The organism is Citrobacter sp. UYEF32, assembly GCF_040546205.1.
Taxonomy (GTDB): domain Bacteria; phylum Pseudomonadota; class Gammaproteobacteria; order Enterobacterales; family Enterobacteriaceae; genus Phytobacter; species Phytobacter diazotrophicus.
Genome location: NZ_JBEPNI010000002.1, coordinates 417,404 through 437,174, shown reverse-complemented (window position 1 = coordinate 437,174; position 19,771 = coordinate 417,404). Strand labels below are relative to the sequence as shown.

22 protein-coding genes are annotated in these 19,771 nt (G+C 36.8%); 5 read left to right on the top strand and 17 right to left on the bottom strand.

The window, feature by feature from the left end; all coding sequences use genetic code 11:
- Window positions 1-4 precede the first annotated feature (4 nt).
- Genes ABIB59_RS06350 through ABIB59_RS06325 form a run of 7 tightly spaced genes read right to left on the bottom strand, consistent with a single transcriptional unit; the run spans window position 5 to window position 6,747 of the window.
- Window positions 5-400 (bottom strand): hypothetical protein, encoded by a 396-nt coding sequence (locus ABIB59_RS06350; RefSeq protein WP_354034498.1) that lies wholly within the window; start codon window positions 398-400, stop codon window positions 5-7.
- A complete protein-coding gene (locus ABIB59_RS26340; protein ID WP_502910484.1) occupies window positions 400-720 on the bottom strand; it encodes a head-tail joining protein in 321 nt (106 codons plus the stop codon). The genes ABIB59_RS06350 and ABIB59_RS26340 overlap by 1 nt, the downstream gene beginning before the upstream one ends.
- Before the next feature lie 3 nt (window positions 721-723).
- A complete protein-coding gene (locus ABIB59_RS06345) occupies window positions 724-2,490 on the bottom strand; it encodes a phage major capsid protein (RefSeq protein ID WP_354034496.1) in 1,767 nt (588 codons plus the stop codon).
- Window positions 2,444-4,006, bottom strand: a complete 1,563-nt coding sequence (locus ABIB59_RS06340) for a phage portal protein (protein ID WP_354034494.1) — start codon at window positions 4,004-4,006, stop codon at window positions 2,444-2,446. The genes ABIB59_RS06345 and ABIB59_RS06340 overlap by 47 nt, the downstream gene beginning before the upstream one ends.
- Window positions 3,963-4,430: a hypothetical protein gene (locus ABIB59_RS06335; protein WP_354034492.1), complete on the bottom strand. Its 468-nt coding sequence runs from the start codon at window positions 4,428-4,430 to the stop codon at window positions 3,963-3,965. Before ABIB59_RS06335 ends, ABIB59_RS06340 begins: the two co-directional genes overlap by 44 nt.
- Window positions 4,431-6,293 (bottom strand): terminase gpA endonuclease subunit, encoded by a 1,863-nt coding sequence (locus ABIB59_RS06330; RefSeq protein WP_354034490.1) that lies wholly within the window; start codon window positions 6,291-6,293, stop codon window positions 4,431-4,433.
- Window positions 6,232-6,747, bottom strand: a complete 516-nt coding sequence (locus ABIB59_RS06325; protein ID WP_354034488.1) for a DUF1441 family protein — start codon at window positions 6,745-6,747, stop codon at window positions 6,232-6,234. Before ABIB59_RS06325 ends, ABIB59_RS06330 begins: the two co-directional genes overlap by 62 nt.
- Before the next feature lie 74 nt (window positions 6,748-6,821).
- Between ABIB59_RS06325 and ABIB59_RS06320 the strand changes: the two genes are divergently transcribed.
- Both ABIB59_RS06320 and ABIB59_RS06315 read left to right on the top strand, forming a co-directional pair.
- The gene (locus ABIB59_RS06320; RefSeq protein ID WP_354034486.1) at window positions 6,822-7,382 is read left to right on the top strand and encodes a hypothetical protein; all 561 of its coding nucleotides are present in this window, start codon (window positions 6,822-6,824) and stop codon (window positions 7,380-7,382) included.
- Between the two features lie 224 nt (window positions 7,383-7,606).
- The gene (locus ABIB59_RS06315) at window positions 7,607-7,966 is read left to right on the top strand and encodes a hypothetical protein (RefSeq protein ID WP_354034484.1); all 360 of its coding nucleotides are present in this window, start codon (window positions 7,607-7,609) and stop codon (window positions 7,964-7,966) included.
- Window positions 7,967-8,417: 451 nt separating this feature from the next.
- On the opposite strand, the gene ABIB59_RS06310 is transcribed toward ABIB59_RS06315, so the two are convergent.
- Window positions 8,418-8,744 (bottom strand): DUF1493 family protein, encoded by a 327-nt coding sequence (locus tag ABIB59_RS06310; protein WP_354034482.1) that lies wholly within the window; start codon window positions 8,742-8,744, stop codon window positions 8,418-8,420.
- Window positions 8,738-9,202, bottom strand: coding sequence for an STM2901 family protein (locus ABIB59_RS06305; protein ID WP_354034480.1), 465 nt, complete (start codon window positions 9,200-9,202; stop codon window positions 8,738-8,740). Before ABIB59_RS06305 ends, ABIB59_RS06310 begins: the two co-directional genes overlap by 7 nt.
- A gap of 145 nt (window positions 9,203-9,347) precedes the next feature.
- Here ABIB59_RS06305 and ABIB59_RS06300 point away from each other — a divergent pair, with 145 nt between their 5' ends.
- The 3 genes from ABIB59_RS06300 to ABIB59_RS06290 all read left to right on the top strand — a co-directional run bounded on the left by ABIB59_RS06300 (window position 9,348) and on the right by ABIB59_RS06290 (window position 11,971).
- Window positions 9,348-9,962 carry a hypothetical protein gene (locus tag ABIB59_RS06300; protein ID WP_354034478.1) on the top strand — a complete coding sequence of 205 codons (615 nt, stop codon included), beginning with the start codon at window positions 9,348-9,350 and terminating at the stop codon, window positions 9,960-9,962.
- Between the two features lie 40 nt (window positions 9,963-10,002).
- Window positions 10,003-10,629, top strand: a complete 627-nt coding sequence (locus ABIB59_RS06295; RefSeq protein WP_354034476.1) for a hypothetical protein — start codon at window positions 10,003-10,005, stop codon at window positions 10,627-10,629.
- A 361-nt stretch (window positions 10,630-10,990) separates the two neighbouring features.
- Window positions 10,991-11,971, top strand: a complete 981-nt coding sequence (locus ABIB59_RS06290) for a GTPase family protein (protein WP_132438959.1) — start codon at window positions 10,991-10,993, stop codon at window positions 11,969-11,971.
- Between the two features lie 418 nt (window positions 11,972-12,389).
- On the opposite strand, the gene ABIB59_RS06285 is transcribed toward ABIB59_RS06290, so the two are convergent.
- From ABIB59_RS06285 to ABIB59_RS06250, 8 genes are all read right to left on the bottom strand, one after another.
- Window positions 12,390-12,806 carry a hypothetical protein gene (locus ABIB59_RS06285; protein WP_132438960.1) on the bottom strand — a complete coding sequence of 139 codons (417 nt, stop codon included), beginning with the start codon at window positions 12,804-12,806 and terminating at the stop codon, window positions 12,390-12,392.
- Window positions 12,790-13,524: an HNH endonuclease gene (locus ABIB59_RS06280; RefSeq protein WP_354034473.1), complete on the bottom strand. Its 735-nt coding sequence runs from the start codon at window positions 13,522-13,524 to the stop codon at window positions 12,790-12,792. Before ABIB59_RS06280 ends, ABIB59_RS06285 begins: the two co-directional genes overlap by 17 nt.
- 569 nt (window positions 13,525-14,093) lie before the next feature.
- Window positions 14,094-15,482, bottom strand: coding sequence for a hypothetical protein (locus tag ABIB59_RS06275; protein WP_354034471.1), 1,389 nt, complete (start codon window positions 15,480-15,482; stop codon window positions 14,094-14,096).
- Window positions 15,483-15,533: 51 nt separating this feature from the next.
- Window positions 15,534-16,034 (bottom strand): hypothetical protein, encoded by a 501-nt coding sequence (locus ABIB59_RS06270; protein ID WP_354034469.1) that lies wholly within the window; start codon window positions 16,032-16,034, stop codon window positions 15,534-15,536.
- Window positions 16,035-16,081: 47 nt separating this feature from the next.
- Entirely contained in the window at window positions 16,082-16,234 is a 153-nt protein-coding gene (locus ABIB59_RS06265) for a hypothetical protein (protein ID WP_354034467.1), read from the bottom strand.
- Between the two features lie 454 nt (window positions 16,235-16,688).
- Window positions 16,689-16,898 (bottom strand): hypothetical protein, encoded by a 210-nt coding sequence (locus tag ABIB59_RS06260; RefSeq protein ID WP_354034465.1) that lies wholly within the window; start codon window positions 16,896-16,898, stop codon window positions 16,689-16,691.
- Between the two features lie 73 nt (window positions 16,899-16,971).
- Window positions 16,972-17,490: a hypothetical protein gene (locus ABIB59_RS06255; protein ID WP_354034463.1), complete on the bottom strand. Its 519-nt coding sequence runs from the start codon at window positions 17,488-17,490 to the stop codon at window positions 16,972-16,974.
- Between the two features lie 616 nt (window positions 17,491-18,106).
- Window positions 18,107-19,768 carry a recombinase family protein gene (locus tag ABIB59_RS06250; protein ID WP_354034461.1) on the bottom strand — a complete coding sequence of 554 codons (1,662 nt, stop codon included), beginning with the start codon at window positions 19,766-19,768 and terminating at the stop codon, window positions 18,107-18,109.
- Window positions 19,769-19,771: the final 3 nt, after the last annotated feature.

Genomic DNA, 19,771 nt, shown 5'->3' with positions numbered 1-19,771 from the left:
CTTGTTATTGTTTTTCGATTACTATGATATTTATTGTAAAAGCCAGACTGACTGAACCCGTTGTAGGATCGGTAACTATGTCACCCTGCTCATATGAATAACCTATCAAAACTAAATTATTATCCCGAAAAGCCTGCCCTTTCTGTTCATCAAATACTGTAATAATTTCATCATATGTGAGTGAAGGGGCAGTACTGCCATTTGTCGGATTCGGTGAAACCAGATACTGAACAGTAATGTTTGCCTGATAGCGTTGATTAGTACCAAAACTGATACTCTGTTTACTAAAGTTAAATGCAATTTCTTCGAAAATATCACTGTCACGTGACGTTTTGAGATTTTTTGTACTGTTAATTAGTGACTTCATTGTTTTACGTACATTGACGATTAGCTTTGACATCAATAGTCCTCCGCGAAGTGTTGCCCTTCCTCAGTGCGGTAATAGATATCCACTAAACCGGATAAGTCATCGACAATGTTATAGACTGTGTAATTTACGCCCCGAATAATCAGTACTGAACCTATGGTGACGGTACTGATATCAGTTTTTTTTGCCGTGCAATATGTTTCATTTGATTCGATGAAAGCACCACTACCGCTGGATATAGTTACGGGAACCATTTCAAGAATGGCCCTGAAAGTGGTTCCCTTTTCTGTTTGTACTGTTTCACCGAAAGCATTTATGAACACATCACACTGTGATGGTTTAAATGCTCGCATATGTTATGCACTAACTTTAATTACACGGAATGCTTCTGGATTGGTGAGTGCAAAATCGATATCAGCCCACACACGAGCAATAACAGAACCACGATTACGATTGGTAGTATCATCCATATCGAGTTCCAAACTGTCACCCCATTGAGCAATCGCCAGTTTTGAGAAGTCACCGAGAATTACGAAATCCCCAGCACCAGCCAGTACTTTACTGTCATAGGCTGGTACACCACAGAGATCACCGTCATCAAACAAATAGACTGCGGCGGTATTCGTACCACGTAATGTAGTACGTAGTGTTGCTTTAGTAGATGGGGACATAACAGCACTGATATTACCGAAGTTTACTCCCTCATCACCTAGTTCACCCTGAGCCTCTACGATACTGTCATAATCATAGGCAGTGACGGTTTTAACATGACCTGCTGCAATTGCTGCATCCACGACTGCTTTCATAATGATTGTTTCAAGGCGTTCAGCGGAACCCGCAACAATCGCCTGAGAAACAATTTGTTCAATCTGAGGACAGGATTTCACGACTGTGCGTGATAACGGTACTGAACCCGTGAAGGTACGTGGTTTCATCAGTACTGATTCGAAATTCGCGTCAACTTCTGGTGATACGCCATTCTCCGCAATGAAATCGAAGGTTTTGGTGAAATCACCGGATAGTTTTGGCAATGCGATTTCTGAGGTTAAACCAGTGTACATCTGTACCGGAAAGTTTTTTAAGACACTGTTTGCACGTAGTACATCAATAAATGAACCGTACAGTACATCAGTATGAATAACATCTTTCGCTGTCGCAGTTGTCACACCAGCACGAATGAAATCAGCATTACTGATGATGACACCATTTTTACCGTACTGTGCATCAGTATTTTTTCCATCGAGCATATTACGCATCAATGCGTTTAGAGAAAATTCCATTTTTTTATCTTCCTTGATAGTTGTATTTTTATTCATGACCTGGCGTTTAAATCCATCTATGGATAAACCAGATTTAATTGCCTCATCACGAATGGAATCGGCTGTATTAAACGCACGTGAAATGGCGTTTATTTCATTTATACGTTCGTCTTCCTGAACATCCTGTTCTGGTTCAGACTCTGTATTTATTGTTTCTTCTGTTTCAGTACTGGATTCCTGCTCAGTATTTGTTTCTGCTAGTTCAGTACTGGATTCCTGCTCAGCATTTGCTTCTGTTATTTCAGTACTGGATTCCTGTTCAGCATTTGTTTCTTCTAGTTCAGCACTTGATTCTTGTTCATCATCCGTATTAGTTTCTAATGCACGACCGATACCGACTTCATTATCTGCGGGTACTGTAACCATGCTGATTTCATAAGGTTCCCATTGAGTAATAAGTAAATCATTACCTTCAATTTTATAATCCAGAATTGAGTACCCTACTGAAACTTTCTGTAATGTACGCTCCTGCACCATCGCATATTTTTCTGCACCCAAACCCACAGCACTGAAACGAACTAATGCACGTCCCACACGGTCTGAATCAATCGTTGCTGATTCAATGGTTCCGATATGAGCATCCATATTATGATTGAATAATAAGGCCGCACCGGAATTTAAACGGTCCAGTAAAACATTCTCAGTACCGTGAAGAAGAATTTCATTGTATTCCTGACCACCAATATTACGAGTCACTGGCGTTTCAGAACTGAATGCTAACAGGACAGTAGTACTGTCATTATCTGAGAGACTATTTTCACTCGTTAGTGTCATCTCCCGTTTCTGTGTTTTGTTTATTTCCATCTGAACTTCCCTGTTCATTATTTGTTGTATTTATTCCCTTTTCCATTCCCAGTTCTTCAAATACGTGTTGTGGCTCCATGCCTAAATCACGGATTATCTGAGAACGAGATTTAACACCCATGTTTAATAGTATCTGCTCGTACTGAGCATCTTTTACTGGATCAAGACTGACGGGTTTAACTGTGATAAAGGTACAATTCACAATGTTTTCAAAATCCACAAATGACAGATTATTCAGTTCTGTCACCATCAGTCGTTTAATAAACTCGCGGTAGATCGGTCTCAGTACTTTACTGATGAGTAAATTACTGCGGGTTTTAAAACCTTCCCGTGATATCCGATCTGCCATTTTTGCAGCACTGAATGATGCATTTTGGGTGTCACCAGTAAGCATAGATTTGGGTACACCCAGACCTGTACTGATAGTGGTGAGTACTGCATCACTGAATTCTGTGATCTTGTCTGTGCCTGCTGTGGGATTCAGTGTCTGAATGTTCTGACCAGGCTGTAGCTCTTTTATGGTTCCAGGTTCAAAGTACTCAATGTGTTCACGTGGTTCAGATTCAGTATCGAGTAGTTCATCCTGCGTGGTATCACTGTTAGTGACAAAACCCATAGCCGAACTGGCTATTTTCTTCTGAATGACTGCCGCTTCGTTATAACTGTTGAAGTCCTCAAGCGTTTTAAACACGCTTATACAGTCAGGGAATCCGCGTTCCTGTCCTGCGTACTCTGGTACGAAGTAATGAAGGATTTCATCTGCCGGAACACGTTCAGTACTGGAAGCGTTAACCGTGTAATTCAGTGGATTGATATCTGCTACATGGTAAGCCAGTACTTTTCCGTTACGATCCCGTTCAATACCGTTACTGATATAGGAACCGTTATTGAGTAGTTCATTTTTGGTACTTGGAATACGGGCTGCATCTATGACTGATATCTGTAGTTCCCGTCCCGGATGGATACGAATAAAACATTCACCATCGGTTGCTCGTGTACGTTCTGCCAGTGCCTGGAAGATATCGAATGAAAGAGTACCGTCCAGTGAAAAACGTGAAGCATCAGAAGCCCACTCATAGAACATTTTCTCCAGACGATCCGACAGTTCCTGATTTGTCTGTTCACCCATTATCGGGGCTGGCCTGACAGTGATCCCATCAGCACCGGCTACAGCATTTGAACTCATCTGTACGTAACGGCGGGCATATGGATTCTGTAGCGTCAGAGAACGGGATGCATCACGTAATGCTGTCAGTGACTGTCGCAGCACTGCATTGATATTAACGTTCTGAACACCTGTACCGTATGTACCAAGAATGCGTGTAGGCAATCCTGTTAAAGAACGGGTTTCACTTTTGAATTCCGAAGTACTGTTATGCGTTCTTTTCTTTCTGGCTGGTTTTGATTGTGGCAGTTCCGGTTGTGGATGAGTCTGCCGTGTATTAAAAGGCCACATTCCATGTGCTCCTGTTTTATCGGCAATGTATTGTTGATTTAAAAAATCCAGTACTGCCATTTTTCATTTTACGTTTTAATTCATTTACCTGACTGGTGATTGAATTTTTCAGATTCATGAGTGTATTTAAATCCTCATGAATTAATGTTTTGTTATTAATTGTCAGTTGTGAATTATCATTATTTATACGTGCACTGATGATGACATTGATATCATCAAGTTGTTTTTGTAGTTCTGACAATCTGTTGGTTTGTGCCATCGGATCAATAACTGTTATATTACTGATACGCATGTTCCCGTCTGTATTTATTACTACGGTATAGTACCCTGCTGTAAAATTTTTCGTATCGATTAATGCCGTTACATCATCGGCATTTTCATTTTTATATTCATATAGCGTTTGGGTACTGTTCCCGATTTTAATAACTGTATTGGCCGGAAGTACTTCATATAGCACCTCGCCAATATAAATCGTTTCTTTCATTTATCCTCCGAACCATAATTTTCCGAGAGTTGTATTAGTTCTGGAGTATTTATTCGTTTTAATCTCTGATGGTGGCTGTACTGGCAGTTCAGTTTCTTCACGTGTTGTTTGTTTATATTCACGTAATGTTTTGAACGGTTGAGTACCCAATTTTGAAAGTGCAAGTTTCATCATCGCCAGTGAGTACACAAGCGTGTCCAGGGCTTCATTACGTCTGCCTGGAGTACACTTCCAGCGAAAACCCGTACCGGAACGTTCCAGGGTTTCCGATGTTAACTGATCGAAATAGTCGTCAGGGAGATCATGAGCGAATCGTATTTTGAGCGGTGCGTCGTTTTTTTCTGACAAGGCATTATTCAGTAATGAACGTACCCAGTTCTTACCCTCATGTACATTGAGCATGTAGAACTGACGTCCCTCAGATGTACTTGATTTGAAGAGTGGGCCATTGGTACTACTACTCCCCTTGATTGCCTCGAATCGTTTATACGCCTGACAGAATGAATGTACTGTCTGTGTCGCTCTGCCGTTTCCACTGTCAACCGCAACTTTGAGTACAGGCACTGTACGACCGGATACCGTTCTGAACTTCTGCTGACAGAATACAGCGAGATCGCTGTATGCCTTCGCCCCTTTAATCTCACAGTTGGGTGAGTAGAAGTACCGATAACCGAGGACAAATAGCTCTGATTCATTGAATCCCATTACCTGAGCTTCTAACCTGTCTAGTTGTTGGTCGCAACCAATGACAATTCCTAGTACTGAATCAGGTATATGGGTTAAATCAAATGATTCATCCCTTAATGCTTCGAGCTGGAGATCATCAAGTTCATCCTGGAATTCTGAATAATGCAGGCCGAGTACTGTGTTATAGAATGACTGGTAATTATATTCATACCATGCCATTTCAAATTCTTTTGCGATGGCCTGAATGGTACTGTTCGGTGAGTACAGACGGTTGATATAGAATCCGGCGGTATCAGTAACCTGGGGATTGGTGGCAACCCAACGACCACATGCAACCATGCGTACACGCTGTGCCTCTGTGATTTCAGTATGACATTCAGGGCAATGCAATCTGGCAGTACTGCTATCAGGGAGATCACGCCGTCCGACCTTTCGCCAATCAAACTTTACGTTTTCCCACTTTAAGGTATGTTCATGCTCGCAGTGCGGGCATCTACAGAAATACTCCCGTTGATCACTGTTCTGGTACTCAACATCGATTGCATCCCCGGAGAAAGTAGGAGTACTTGAAATGAGTATCTTTGCTTCCTGTCCGAAATCGGTAGCACGTTGTTCCGCTAATCGAATTGGATTCCCCTCATCGGTATTCTGATCAATGGCTGATATTTCATCCAGAATAATTCGTTTTAATGTTTTCCCCCTGAGTGCTTTTGCACTACCGAGCGTCATGAAGTACAGAAAATTTCCATCACGCAATTCAATCTGGTTCTGATTATTTGCTTTTGTTTTATCATTCTTATCTGTTACAAGATCTTTTAGTACTGGAACAGCATCAATGGTTTTATCTATTTTCCCAGATTTCCATTGTTTCAGTTCTGCGAGAGATGATTGAGCAATACCGATATTAGAACTGTCAGTACTCATCCAGTAGAATAATGCCGAATTCAATATTGTCGTTTTTGCGATTTGAGCACTCGTTTTATAAACGATTTTCTTGTATCGGTTATCTTCAATGATATCCAGCATCTCACGCTGAAATGAGTGCAGTTTGATTTTCTGTCCGGCGGCTGCACCATCGGGAAGTACTAAATTCTTTTCTGCCCATTCAGAGGGTTTATATTTTATCGGTGGGATCAGGTTTCGTACTGTTCGTTTCAGTACTGTCGATATGTTCATCCGTGAACGTTCCTTCCATTGTCATTGTTCCTATTTCATTAAGAATTTCATCAATGCGTTGCAGTAAAATCCGTTTTACTGCCAGTGCATCAGCTTGCTCGTGTATCTCGTGGTGTACTCTGTTTGGTAAAGTACGTAGATAATCACGCATCGTTTTGAAGTACTGCGAGAGTTCACGCTCTACAGTACTGGATTCCAGTAGTTCACCCTTTTTGACCCGTACCTCTGCCTCTGCGAGGTCTGCCTCAGCCTGGAGCTTTCTCAGGCGTTCACGCTGTATCTGTTCATTTAGATCGGTTTCACGCAGAGGCATAAGAATATTTTGTACTATCCATTCACGTGTCTCATTTTCAATTACATCAGCACCAAAAGGCATACCTTTATCACGCCACTGGCGAACCGTTGATTCATCGTATCCGTACTGTTTCGCTAAAGACCTCAGACTAATCATCATTTATACACTCCATTTTTCATTAAAGTATTTATGTTTTTTGCCGATAAAATATTTCTAAAATAGAGGGAGTTATTATGACTGAAAGAGCTGATGCAAATACTGTTAAAACCATCATGGATGAATTTTTAAAAGATGAGGGAGTAAGATCTAGACTACGAATGATTCTCAAACGAGAACGAAATGATTGGGAGAAATGGCTACAAGTAGAACTTGAGTACTTTATGACCCAATTACCTGGTGTGTTCGTCGAGAGAGAAATACTGGCACTTCCTGATAACAGGAAATTACGTGACAAATATAATATGTTCATCGATATTGCATTCAGGAAAAAACGGACACGTATCAATTCCTATATATTCATTGAATTGAAGTGTTCGAAAAAACCACAAACTTTAATTAATGGATTTAAAAAAGACGTTAAAAAACTACTTGCCATTAAAAAATGCTTATTAGGAACCAGATCGTTTTGGTGTGTAGGTTTCCACCTCAACTGTGAACCTAAAAACATCGATACAATGAATAAGTTCGTAAAAGAATGGTACTACGGATACAGTAAAGTAATTAAACTTTGTGATTGTGGCGATGAAATAGAATGTCAGTGTACTGATAATAAAATTGGGTTTGCAGTAATCTAATTTGCGGTGCGGGAGTGTTATTAAATTTTATATATATAAAAAATAACGGGCTGCCGAAACCTCGCTTGCTTTAGGATGTATGGTAGAACCTATAGGAGTTAATTAGATAATGAAATTATAAACCTATGTTTTCATTTTAAAAAATTTTTCGATAAAACCCTGTCTCGGCATAAATTCTGCCTGAACTATGCCGATAATACTACTTCAAACTGCGAGATACTCTTATGGTAAAGGTATTAAAAAAAATTTTACATGTTGATCCTGATAAGTTACTAGACATTTTACACCCAAACATTCAACTTATCGGCAATATATTTGACGTTGAATGCTCTACACTTTCCGATAATTACATTAACGTTGTTCACCAAGCATTTTCTTTTACTATAACGCGTAATGATGTTAATGATATAATTAATATCACGGGAATTAAACCTGTTGCAGGGCGGATGTTAATTGGTAGCATTAGTAACCCAAACAACAATACGCTTCGTGACTTATGCTCATCACAATTAGATATTACAATATACCATTCCTACTGTGATAAGATCTCAACTCCTGAAAACGGTAGGATCTTATTGAGCTAATTATGATTGCTTAACCAGAAGTGGTTAAGCAATCGCAATATAATGCTACTATTCACTTTTCATGTCCAATTAAAATTGGCTTTGTACTGTTACCATCATATGTAACTTTTATATTCAAACAGTGTTTTGTGGTTCAGTACTGAGCGATGTATGGATCACTGAAAACATTCTTTCAAAACTACCGAATATGTACATATTCGGTACGATAGAACGTGACTGTTTCGTACTGATCTCTGATGTGCCGTTACAGAGAGTACAGGATGGAATTGATTTGATTAGGTCAGAGGAAGAGGTGATGCGTGAACATGCATCAGGTTGGTTCGTTGATCAGGGAGAACTACCGTTTTGAAATCTAATTCACGCCACACCCACACCATTAACAAACCTACCCATTGTGAGTGGGCGTGATATGCGAAGTTTACCGAATAACGTTGAATCGAATCAATATTCTTTAGTCGTATAACCAACGTCCGGCTTTTGCCGATTCAATTAACATCCCGATAGTATAATCCGGTACTGGTACTGGCTCTCTTTTTTTAAATGGATTCCATGAAACTTGAGTATCAGGGAAATATGTTTTTATATTAAAATTCCCTCTTTCTACATGTAGTTCATTGAAGTACTGCTCCATGAGATCCTCAGCCTCTAATTCATCGATCGACAGATCACTATCAAGGTCTGTATCTGGAGTTAATGGAACTGGTGTACCAGACAATACATATGCCCCTGCATATGGGCGAATGAGTTCATATACTCGTTCCTCTATGTTGTTTACCATATTTTATCATTCCCCCTAGCAATGGCGTTGTAATCGCTGATGGTATTGTAAACAATAAGAGAAACATCAACCGAGAGGATTACTACACCGATTAACGGTATAGTACGTCCAACAAATGGAGCGATGTTGCGTACCATTTGCTTTCGTGCGGTCCAAGGTGTATAGCCGCCCAGCCATGTTGGAAGTGATAAACCATATGGAAACTTCGCCTTTTTGAACACAGCTCTGGCTGCTTTTGAGGCATATGATGTACCTCGAACTGCTCCGTTAGGTTTTGCTCGTGTCGCCAAATCATTTCGACCTGAAACTATTGCGATTACTGCACTGAAATCCACAATCCCTAAACCAAACTGATCAATTGTTTTCTCACAAAACACCATGAAGAATAGTTCAGCAGCAGTTAAATTTGATTTACCAGCATAGTAGTATGTACCATTCAATTCCTCAACTGTATCCATAATCGCCTCTGAAAAGTCGGATTTCGTATAATCATATGACTGAACACAGAGTACGCAAACAGAAATGACATTAAGAACTTTCCTAAACTCCATTTAATATTATATAGTGTGTACAACGAGACAAGAGACAACACAGGTTATAGAAATGGATAATAAAAATATTACAGACTGGATTTCTGCTGCTAGTAATTTTGCGATGGCCCTTGCAGCGATATATGCAGCATTTAACGCGAATCGTTGGTTTTCTCAGAGATCACATACTAAAGGTTTTGATAAAGCAGAAGAAATTTTATCTCAAATCGATTCTAATTTCCGTATAACTGCCGAAGGGATCAAAGAATTACATGCAACCCTTGAGTTATTAACTGCTGTTGCAAATGGAATGACAAGAGTGGATAGTACTCATATGGATAAGTATGATGAATTAATTAACTATCACAATGGTATCATTAAATCCATTGATAGATTATCGGAGGAAGTTCAATTAATAGAACGTTGGTCTATTGAAATTAAAAACGACCATCTTATACAAACAACAATTAAGCATTTGCGTAATTGCCATGTTTCTGCATCTCATGCATATAACTCAGCAAGAAGTGCGGTTTATAATGTGAATTATATTGGCATCGATGAATTTCGGACTATGTACGGTCATTTCAAAACAATTTATGCTGAATTATTAAGTGAAATTGCTGAATCTGAATCTCACTATGATGATTTTAAAAGACAAAAATTTACAAATTTCTTTAAAGTGAAATGAAAGTGTTTTATTTTCATGCATATCGATAAGGTAAATTATCTTGGAATATAGAAAAATCAATCTCACACTTATAATAACAGTTTTGGCACTTATATTTCTCATAGCTTGTGTATTATTAAAAATATTATTCTTTGGTGATGAAAAAATCGAATGGGGGTCTATAACTGATTGGATCAGTTCTCTGTCTACATTTCTTACTTTTGTTGTTGCCTGGAAAGCATACAAAGCAGCTCCTCAGTGGATAAAGTCAAAACAAAATGAAGAGGGCTTTAACCATGTTAAAAAATTAATGTCAGAATATGATGAAATTGTTTTTGGTATCGAACAACTTCATTTCGACATTTTGACTGTAAAACGTAATGATAAAAGGTATGATTTCATAGCGAATAAAATTACTCACGAAATATTACGAGCATATGATTTAAACGCAAAACTAGAGTCATGTTCCCGTTGGAATATAAAATATCCTAGCGACGTTAAAAGAGCATATTTACGACTTACAGAATATTATAGAACTTCAATGACCGTTATAACTCTAAGTAACATAATGACACCTGATCAGCCGGATGTTCTCTTGGAAAATCTTGAAAACATCAAGAACAATTTAGCGAATGATATTGAATATTTTAATGCTAATATTGAGGATATTTTTATTTTTCCTAAATAGCCTAGTGTATGCATGTGAGTCTGTAATAAATAATCAATTTGATTCTAACATCAACAGGTAGTATGTGCCTCCCCTATTACATTGTAAGGTTTACCATCACTGTGAAGTTGTGGAATGTGTAAAAGACTAGCCGCAGTACTACCATTTTTTGTAGTATGGTGATTCATTATCTATTCACTTCAAGCCAGCCAAACCGATCACCCAAACCCATAGTTAGTCATTATTACAGTTCACGTTCTTTTTCTTTGAAGCCAGATTTCATAACTTAAGTTAAACTCAAAGTATATTGAAAAAGTAGGTTGAAAATTCCTACATAAAATTTAATATATTAATACACATAGCACATTCTAAAGGATTGAAAATGGGATTTTTTTCTCAAGCAGGTAAATTTGTATCCACAATAGCTGATGAAACTCATAAAAACATAGACAATACAAATTCGAAGTCTGAAAGCACCAGCGAGCAAAGTACTAAGAACACTAAAATACTCGACGATATCCTTTCCTCACTGCCGCCAGATATATCAAGATATACAAAGAAAAAATTGACAGAAGTCATTGACTATGAACCACGCATTGGCGTTATGGGAAAGACTGGTGTCGGGAAATCATCACTCTGCAATGCAATCTTTCAACAGGATGTGTGTAAAGTTAGCCACGTAGAAGCTTGCACCAGAACTCTTGAGGAATTGAAAATTGATGTTGGTGGTCGAAAACTGACCATTATAGATCTTCCAGGTGTCGGTGAGAGTAGTGAGCGTGATGCTGAATACAAAACACTCTATGAAGAACAAATCCCTAATCTCGATTTGATATTATGGGTTATCAAGGCAGATGATAGAGCACTAGCCCCAGATGAATATTTTTATAAAAATGTAATAAAACCTCTAAATGCAGAAGAGAAAATTCTTTTCGTAATAAATCAGGCCGACAAAATAGAGCCTTCTTATGAATGGAATCAATCAGATAAAAAACCATCAAGCAATCAAATTAATAACCTTGAAGCAAAGGAAATAGATATTTATAGCCGCTTGTTTGAAACTAGTAATGGTTGTATCGCTGTTTCCGCTCCATTGAAATATAACATTGACAAGCTAGTGAAAAAAATGATTCTCAGGCTACCCAAAAAATCTAAAGCGGCAGTCTACAGTACTCTTAGAGAAGAGAATAAAACCAAAGAGGCAAAAGATGAGTCAAAAAAGGGTTTCACCGAAACCGTAAAAAACGTTTTAGACGACGTAATTGATTATGCACCTTTACCCAAAGTGGTTAAAGAACCATTAAAAAAGGTGAAAGATTATATTTGCGATAAAATATCAAGTTTCTTTGATTCATGGTTTTGAATTCCTAGATAGCATTAAAAAAGCTCAGTTAAATAAAAATGACTGAGCTTTGTATTATTTTTATAAATTACTATCCATTCATTATAGTATCCAGTACTGTAACTACCCTGCATATATCAGCCACATAATCAGTTACAGTACTTAACTGAAATCGCATCTCGTCTGATGGATTCAAATAGTGCCACATATTACGTATTTTTTTAATATCGTAATCGCGATTTTCAATAGTCATCTCAGTACCATCAGTACAGATGCGTATATCATTGGTTATATAGTGGTAGTAGTAACTGCCATCATCATATTGTTTAAATTCAATTATCATTTTGTAAACCCATAGCAATGTTTTATGGTATTTACTATAATACATCTGAGTTGTGCATTGCCTTTGGCTCATACTATTCAAAGGCAATAATATAACTTAATCTTTTGTTATGTTTTTCTCATCAACATCTTCGGTTTTTATTACATGAAAATCAGAATCAAAAAATATTATATTAGCCCCCCCAACTTTATCACCATACATTTTAATACCCAGTGATCGCTCCCCACATCTTTTAACTTTCTGACATTTTGAATTATAGTAACCAACAGATGTATATGGGCGACCATAATTATCAACCTGGTCAGTAGAGGTCATATCCCTAACAAACCTCTCCGCTCCAGTTTTAGGATTAATGTATACAGCAATCGATAAGTCATTGCTGACAGTCACTTTATTCCCTTCATTAGTTATTAAATAAAACGCAGCATTTGCGTTAGTACTCGCTATTAATAATACCGCGACTGTTAATAACTTCTTCATCTTATCCCCCAACATTTCAAGTAATCTTTTCATTTTTCTTAATGATTTCTTTTAAAGTGTCTAAAGTTAGTACCTTACTGTCCCTATGTATCATTGCATGACAATTTGGGCATAAGGGAATCAAATCACTTATAGGATCGACATTATAGTTATCACCTAGTGTATGTATTGGTTTGATATGGTGTACATGAATGAATCCTTTACCATGTTCACCATAGAACTTCTCAAAATTAAAACCACAACATTTACAGGATGTTCCATGATGGTCAATACATTCTTGCCTTGCTTGAGGATCACGCTCATATGAGTTTACTATTACTTGCGTTTTAGCTCCCTCAATGTATGTTTCCGCTGATGGGATTTCATTTGGAAAATAGCTTTCAGTGAAATCCGCATACCATATACCATTTTCTTTACGCAAATATCTTTTATTCAACTTCCGTTCGAAGTCTTCAATCACTGCAACATCCGGGTTATCTTCTCTCTCTGAAAAAACCATATAAAAGGTAAAAAGTTCATAGCCCCTTTCGATATATGATATATGTTCCAAGGCTTGGGTGTATCCTGGTTGCTTTTTGTTCTTGGCACTAAGTTCCCAATCTTCCTTTAAGATTACGTCCCGCTCTTTATCACTCTCAACATCCCATGCACCGAAAATCACCATCTTCTTTTCGTGATTTACAAATGACCAACTCCAAGTCCAGTTATTGCAAGTCGCACCGTGACTGAGGATGAATTGTTTCCTGTTCATTTTAGTATCCTTTTAAGTACTTCAATCTGAACATCGCCCTACACATTTTCACATAGTCTAATGCTCATTACATAGACAAACAATATGCCGGATCAATGGATTCGTTTCATGTCTTGATTGAAAATTTCACCATCATGCCGGGAAATGATCAGATGGGATATCGCTTCGCTCTTGGATGTACTGACTGAGTACATATTAGGAGGCTTAAACAGCCGACGACACGCCTTTGTACAGCGAAATACTTTAGGCCGTAAGGCCGACCCCGTATTACTATTTGTACTTATTAGTACATAAAGAGAAAATATTATGATGTACTGAATCTGGCGAGGTACGAGCGAGTTCAGTACATCATAATATAGCCGCGAATGAGCGGAGCGAATTCGTGTGCTATCTTAATTATATAAAGGGATATAATCTCGATAAGGCGGTACATACCGCCTTATGTCGTAACACTGCGTACATCAAACGGGCTTGCCCGTTTTCCTGTACTTGTTTTACGCCCTTCGGTCTTAATTTGTCTCCTTTTATTACCTAACAATATTAGATAGTTTTTAGAGACATATTTATGATCAACGTAGTGAATTATACTTAGATACAAAATGCAATCGTTGCTGTTCATTCAGTTGTAATTGTGCTTTTTTATTCATCCACTTATTGAATGACTCAATTGTTGGAAATTGCTCTTTAGTAATTCGTTGATATGCTTTTTTCTGTGAAGTACTTAAGTTCAATGGCAAGAATGTACTAACTGGCTTAGCACTATTCGTTACCTCAATAGCTAAATCAATAAAGATTGGTGTATCAGCCAATGATAGTGCCTGTTGCTTATCGAACACATAGATATCTACTACTACATCGCTCTCGTAGTCACGTAGTTTTGTACGTTGTATAAATTGATATAGTTCTTCATTCTCTCTTGCTTGTACTATCTGCTTGTATGTTAGGCCAAACATTAATTCACATTGTTTTACTTCTACATTAGAAGGTTTGAGTGAACTTAACCAAACGGCTTTTGTGTAGTTCTTGTAATCATTAATACCCCGGCTTTTAGGTGGTACATACTTACCGTTAAGTACTTTTTCGTTTTGGTCACTATTCACGGTAAATATGTAATCAGTTAAATTACTTCTTATCCACTCTAAAACCTTCTCAAACTGCTCAGGTGAGTTTGAACGTAGTGAGGCAGTTAATGGTACATCACTAAAGTAATGTACTCTCATACGCTGCTGTAGGGGTACTGAACGCTCTCTCAGTTTTATGGTAGTACGTTCAAAACTTTCAGGTGATGATAAGTACACAAGTGTGTTCTCAAAATCGTTAGCCATAAACGTAATATCAAGCCCAATGAAACGTTTCAAGTTCACCCAAGACATTACTTGAAGCTGATCTTTCTCTTGTTTGTACTGATTAGTACCGCCTACTTTCTCAAAGAAACGTGCATTGAAAAGAAAGTGATCGTACTGCTTAACGAAAGAAAATGCTTTGGCCGCATTTTCAAGTACTACATCATTGAATTCCGTAACTGGTTTAGCCGTAACATGATTATCACCAATTGCTTCAAAGCTATGAAACAATTCATTCTCAATTAGTGATTTCTGGTTGGTGTTTGGTGTTGCGAAGTCATGGAATGATACAACATCATCTAGATATATCTTCCACTGTCGAAGTAATGATAAATCAGTTATACGCAAAAATGATTTATCAGTGATAAGTAACACTCTACAAGTTGGATTTAATAAAAATTCATATAATTCTTTTTCCACACTTTCGGTACAGCTTTTGGACGTAATGATCTTTGATACAGTACCTAAGTCGTTATGTGTCTGTTCGACTAATTGTAATGTACCTTGTACGATGATATACCGATCATAAGTACGCAATATCTGTTGTATTAGTGTATGTGTCTTACCACTGCCGCAATCTGAACTAATGTACTTTAATTTTTTATAAATAGTCATGTAATATCTCCATTTGTATTAAAATAGCCAGCCTTCCCGCTGGCTTTTTTATTATTTTGAATAGTTGTAAAGTACTGAACTTAACTTTGTGTAATTTGAGTATTGGTTAGATAAAGCTAAACACCTTTCTTTTCGTGCAAGTACATATTCGTCATGTGCTTCTTGTACTGTAGGATATGTACCTAATTTTATTATTACCCCATTGATAGAAATTTGGGCCTGATACCCTTTATGATTTTGTACAACTCCCTTCATTAATGATGTGCTGAATGTTCGAAACAACTGATTTACTTCATTAGGTACGAACAAGCAGGTGTCTGGACTGTATATAGTACCTGATAGAAGGTCTTTATCTAATTGCCATCCGTTTTCATAGTTCGGTTCGAACCAAGCATAAAAATTACTAAATGCATACCAGTCGTCACGAATATTCACATTAGTGTAATTTTTGCTATGTTCAACTCTGTAATGCATATTCTGCCAATACCTGTATGCCTCTTTATATAGTTGGTATTGATTACGTGTTTCTTTCAAATCATTTATCTTTGTCATTGTATATATTCCTTTATATTAAAGCACTTCAATCCTTGAAGTACTGATTACTTACTATCTAATATTATATGTTGGTTAATTAAGTACTGAATGGCTCCTGAAATGCTGTTTGCTTTCCCATCATTAATTATTTTTTGTAGTGCTTCATGTTGAGTATTGTTAAGGCGTACTCCTACGCCTAGAGTTTTTTGCTCTTTCATATATTTTCCTTGTTCACATTTTTTTGTATTTTTCCGACAAAAAACACCCTAACATTGCGTTAGGGTTATAAGCGGAGATTTATCTTGCGATATGAGTATAAGACATAAATCAGTTTTGTTTCAGGAATGATTTACTTCTTATTATCTTTATTAATTATTTTTGTCACGCATGGGCTTATAATTCGAAATATTAATACTAAGATAAAAAAACTATTATTAATGGATACAGTATTAAAATATATAACAAACCAGCAATAAACTCTTTTAATAAACACAACATATATTAATCTCCAATTGAATTACATTGTATTTATCATCAAGTATAAAAAAGCCCCCTTAATGGAGGCTAATTGACTGCTACAATTAGGACATAGATTAAGCTTCAAGTACTTTGAATATGAATGAATAGGTTCTAATGATTTTTGAGTGATGCTTGAAGCTAATACTAGATTCTTTAATCTAAAGATTCCCCACGTTCGAATGCCTCATCAGTCATTCTTTTAATTTCCTCTTCGGTATATTCATCATTTTTGGTTGGATCAACAGTATCCCCACTTTCTACATCATAAAATGCTACTGCCTCTTTGAATATTGTGACTCCCTTTTCATCTTTATACATAACAGGTATTTTTCGTGCTTTCATTTCATGTACTTTCGGTTTCATATTTTATTCCTCATCATTTGTTAACTTAGATTTTAATGCATTTAACCGTTAAAACTTTTACCCATACTTATCCTCACTTAATTAAAACAGCTTCTTTAAATTGCTTAATCAAGTCATCCGATTTCTTCAATCCGTTCTCATTGCAATACTTCTCAAACACAACCTGAGAAATAGAATTAAGAGTGCCATTTGCATTCAAGTAAAATTCTGAATCTTTATATTTAGCATTCAATGGGTAGGCTTCACAATATTGTGTACTGTAAGCTCGCATGAAAGTATCAAGTACATTCATTTCTGGTTTCTCGAGAATCAGTTGTTGGTAAGCATCACTATCCGTTAGCTTCTTAATTAACTTCTTATGGGAAGTACTGTATTCAATACCATCAAAATGAACCACAAACTTATCTTTATTAGTAGATGGTACACCACCGAGATAACGAATAAACTCTTCAACATTGATACCTTTATTAATAAGTTCATTCTTGCATTCATTATATAAACTATCTTGTTCTTTAATTTTATTAATCTGCTCTTGAATAGCTTCTTGTTTTTTCAAGAGATCATTAATAGTTACCTTTTTATTTTTACTCATGACTGCCTCGCTTAATTATAAAATGACAATGAGCGGCCCGTCGATTAATTAATAATCTAATTGACGTTCAATTTAATTTTATCGCGTGTCGGGCTGATGGAAATATATTACCTCCCTGAACGGCTGGCAGCAACAAATAAATGAGAAAATCATAAAATAATTGTTGACAAAACTCAAAATTAAAATGTACTTTAAATTCCTTCTTAATAACTCTTTCCGTACGTTCTAATAGTTATTTTATTAGTACATTTAATTACTAGTATTTTTCCATTCAAATAATATTCCAGTACTTGATTTTAATATTATTGCTCTATTCTTGACGCTGGCGTTATCGCGGTAAATCGGCCCAAGAATCATCAAATAGACATAGAAAGTTCATTTATTGTACAGACAGGTTAATACTCATGCACATTAATTCAATATTCATGCATCTAATGTGCATCAAAATGCAATAATGGGGTGTAATTATTCATGGATCGTCTAAAACGCTCTGTATCGCATTTTAAGGCCACCAGGCTAAAGACGAAGAATTACATTGGCAGGCGTAAAAAAACCTCACACAACGCTTCCTGTGAGGTTGAATTTTTAAGAAGTACCGCGTTTTTATATATCAAAATTACAAAGTATCTTTGGGTAAAAGGTTAAGTACTTCATCTTTACTGATAATGTTTTCGCCTTGTATATATGTGTTGTTTTTTTGGTTATAAATTACAGTACCTTGTTTTGTTAAAAAGGTTACTTCATCTTCGCTGATATATACATTACCTATTACCTGACCATCTTTGGCATCAACGTTGAGCCATTGCAATTCCTTCCCAGAATAGTATTCAATTGATATTAGAATAGTATCAGAGTTAGTTCTAAAAGCTGCTATTCTCTTGATAACCTTTCGAAGATGAACATTGAACTCTTGCCTCATTGCAACATTCTTTCGGTCTAATAAACCATCAGTAATGTTCTGAGCAATAGCATTAACTTCATCTTTTATATTACTATTCTTCTTCAAATCATCAAGTCTATTTTCAAGTTCTCTAATCTTAATTTGCAGATTTTTTAATATGCGTCTATCGCTTGGATCGGGTATATCCTCTTGATCAATATCACTCCTAACTTCATCTCGGTACTTTATAGTGTAAATTAGTTCATCATTGATCTTGTCAAATTCTTCATTTTGCACTGGTGCTATGATTACATCATTTAATTTTCGCAAATGATTTAGAAGTGCCACTTCGAGAAATTCATATTTAAAACCTCTTGCACTACATCTTTTATTTCCTGCTACAACATGTGAGCAACGGCAGTACCTATTTTTGTAATCTATCATAACGAATAGATGTGCCTCATTGCATATGCCACACATTAGCATGCCAGAAAAAAGATTATTAGCACTTCTCAATATAGTTTTACTGCGTCCTTTACTTTTTAATTTTTGCTCGGCAGTTTTGAATTCACTTTGTGAAATGATTTCAGGGTATATAATCATTCCATCATATTCTTGTCGTATTTTCGACTGAGATCTATATTTCCCCGTTACTCGTACATCCGTAAGAACGCGATGAATATTCCACCCTCCCCAAGTCTTACCATTGTATAGCCAACCCCTGGTATTCAGTTCATCACGTATAAACGCTTGTCCATAACCTTTATTGTACAATTCAAAGATTAATCGTATTGCTCTAGCATGTTCTTCAATAATATTGTACTCACCATTTGTAACTTTCAGCCAGCCAGGGCAACGAGCAGTATGAGCTTCTTTATTCTTTATGAGACTATCAAATCTCTTATCCCAATTTTTCGTAGATAGCTTTTGTTTACGTAATGATTCTTTATGGCTACGTGTTAATCCTGCACTTATTAAATTCGTATCAGATAACTGATGATGTACTGTTTCCTGTTCTGCTTCGTGTATATCGCAACCGTTATTAATTAATTTCAAAAACAATTCAGTTGCAGTGTTTGGATTTACACGCGAAAATCTATCAATATTTTCAAGAACCAATACCGCATTTTTTATTCTTCCTTTTACGATATCATCTATGAATCCGTACAGTACTGAACCTGGTGCAATGTTCTTTCCTGAGAAACCAGAAACCCCCTCGGCGTTAAGAAAAACAACATCACTGGTATCAAGTGTATATCCAAGTTTTGGTTCATCGTCATAGTTATTAATGTACTGCATTAGTAAGTTTTGTTGGCGGCTCATACCAAAACCACCCATTTCTGATTTCTGGCGACCTGAACTTACGCGACAGTAGCAATACACTTTTTTCGTTTTCATGTA

Coding starts and splice junctions, on each gene's coding strand:
- ABIB59_RS06260 (WP_354034465.1), bottom strand. CDS start 16,898: ATGAAACCGAAAGTACATGAAATGAAAGCACGAAAAATACCTGTTATG.
- ABIB59_RS06335 (WP_354034492.1), bottom strand. CDS start 4,430: ATGAAAGAAACGATTTATATTGGCGAGGTGCTATATGAAGTACTTCCG.
- ABIB59_RS06315 (WP_354034484.1), top strand. CDS start 7,607: ATGGTAAAGGTATTAAAAAAAATTTTACATGTTGATCCTGATAAGTTA.
- ABIB59_RS06305 (WP_354034480.1), bottom strand. CDS start 9,202: ATGGATACAGTTGAGGAATTGAATGGTACATACTACTATGCTGGTAAA.
- ABIB59_RS06275 (WP_354034471.1), bottom strand. CDS start 15,482: ATGACTATTTATAAAAAATTAAAGTACATTAGTTCAGATTGCGGCAGT.
- ABIB59_RS06285 (WP_132438960.1), bottom strand. CDS start 12,806: ATGAAAAGATTACTTGAAATGTTGGGGGATAAGATGAAGAAGTTATTA.
- ABIB59_RS06270 (WP_354034469.1), bottom strand. CDS start 16,034: ATGACAAAGATAAATGATTTGAAAGAAACACGTAATCAATACCAACTA.
- ABIB59_RS06280 (WP_354034473.1), bottom strand. CDS start 13,524: ATGAACAGGAAACAATTCATCCTCAGTCACGGTGCGACTTGCAATAAC.
- ABIB59_RS06265 (WP_354034467.1), bottom strand. CDS start 16,234: ATGAAAGAGCAAAAAACTCTAGGCGTAGGAGTACGCCTTAACAATACT.
- ABIB59_RS26340 (WP_502910484.1), bottom strand. CDS start 720: ATGCGAGCATTTAAACCATCACAGTGTGATGTGTTCATAAATGCTTTC.
- ABIB59_RS06320 (WP_354034486.1), top strand. CDS start 6,822: ATGACTGAAAGAGCTGATGCAAATACTGTTAAAACCATCATGGATGAA.
- ABIB59_RS06345 (WP_354034496.1), bottom strand. CDS start 2,490: ATGGAAATAAACAAAACACAGAAACGGGAGATGACACTAACGAGTGAA.
- ABIB59_RS06300 (WP_354034478.1), top strand. CDS start 9,348: ATGGATAATAAAAATATTACAGACTGGATTTCTGCTGCTAGTAATTTT.
- ABIB59_RS06250 (WP_354034461.1), bottom strand. CDS start 19,768: ATGAAAACGAAAAAAGTGTATTGCTACTGTCGCGTAAGTTCAGGTCGC.
- ABIB59_RS06330 (WP_354034490.1), bottom strand. CDS start 6,293: ATGAACATATCGACAGTACTGAAACGAACAGTACGAAACCTGATCCCA.
- ABIB59_RS06325 (WP_354034488.1), bottom strand. CDS start 6,747: ATGATGATTAGTCTGAGGTCTTTAGCGAAACAGTACGGATACGATGAA.
- ABIB59_RS06310 (WP_354034482.1), bottom strand. CDS start 8,744: ATGGTAAACAACATAGAGGAACGAGTATATGAACTCATTCGCCCATAT.
- ABIB59_RS06255 (WP_354034463.1), bottom strand. CDS start 17,490: ATGAGTAAAAATAAAAAGGTAACTATTAATGATCTCTTGAAAAAACAA.
- ABIB59_RS06340 (WP_354034494.1), bottom strand. CDS start 4,006: ATGGCAGTACTGGATTTTTTAAATCAACAATACATTGCCGATAAAACA.
- ABIB59_RS06350 (WP_354034498.1), bottom strand. CDS start 400: ATGTCAAAGCTAATCGTCAATGTACGTAAAACAATGAAGTCACTAATT.
- ABIB59_RS06290 (WP_132438959.1), top strand. CDS start 10,991: ATGGGATTTTTTTCTCAAGCAGGTAAATTTGTATCCACAATAGCTGAT.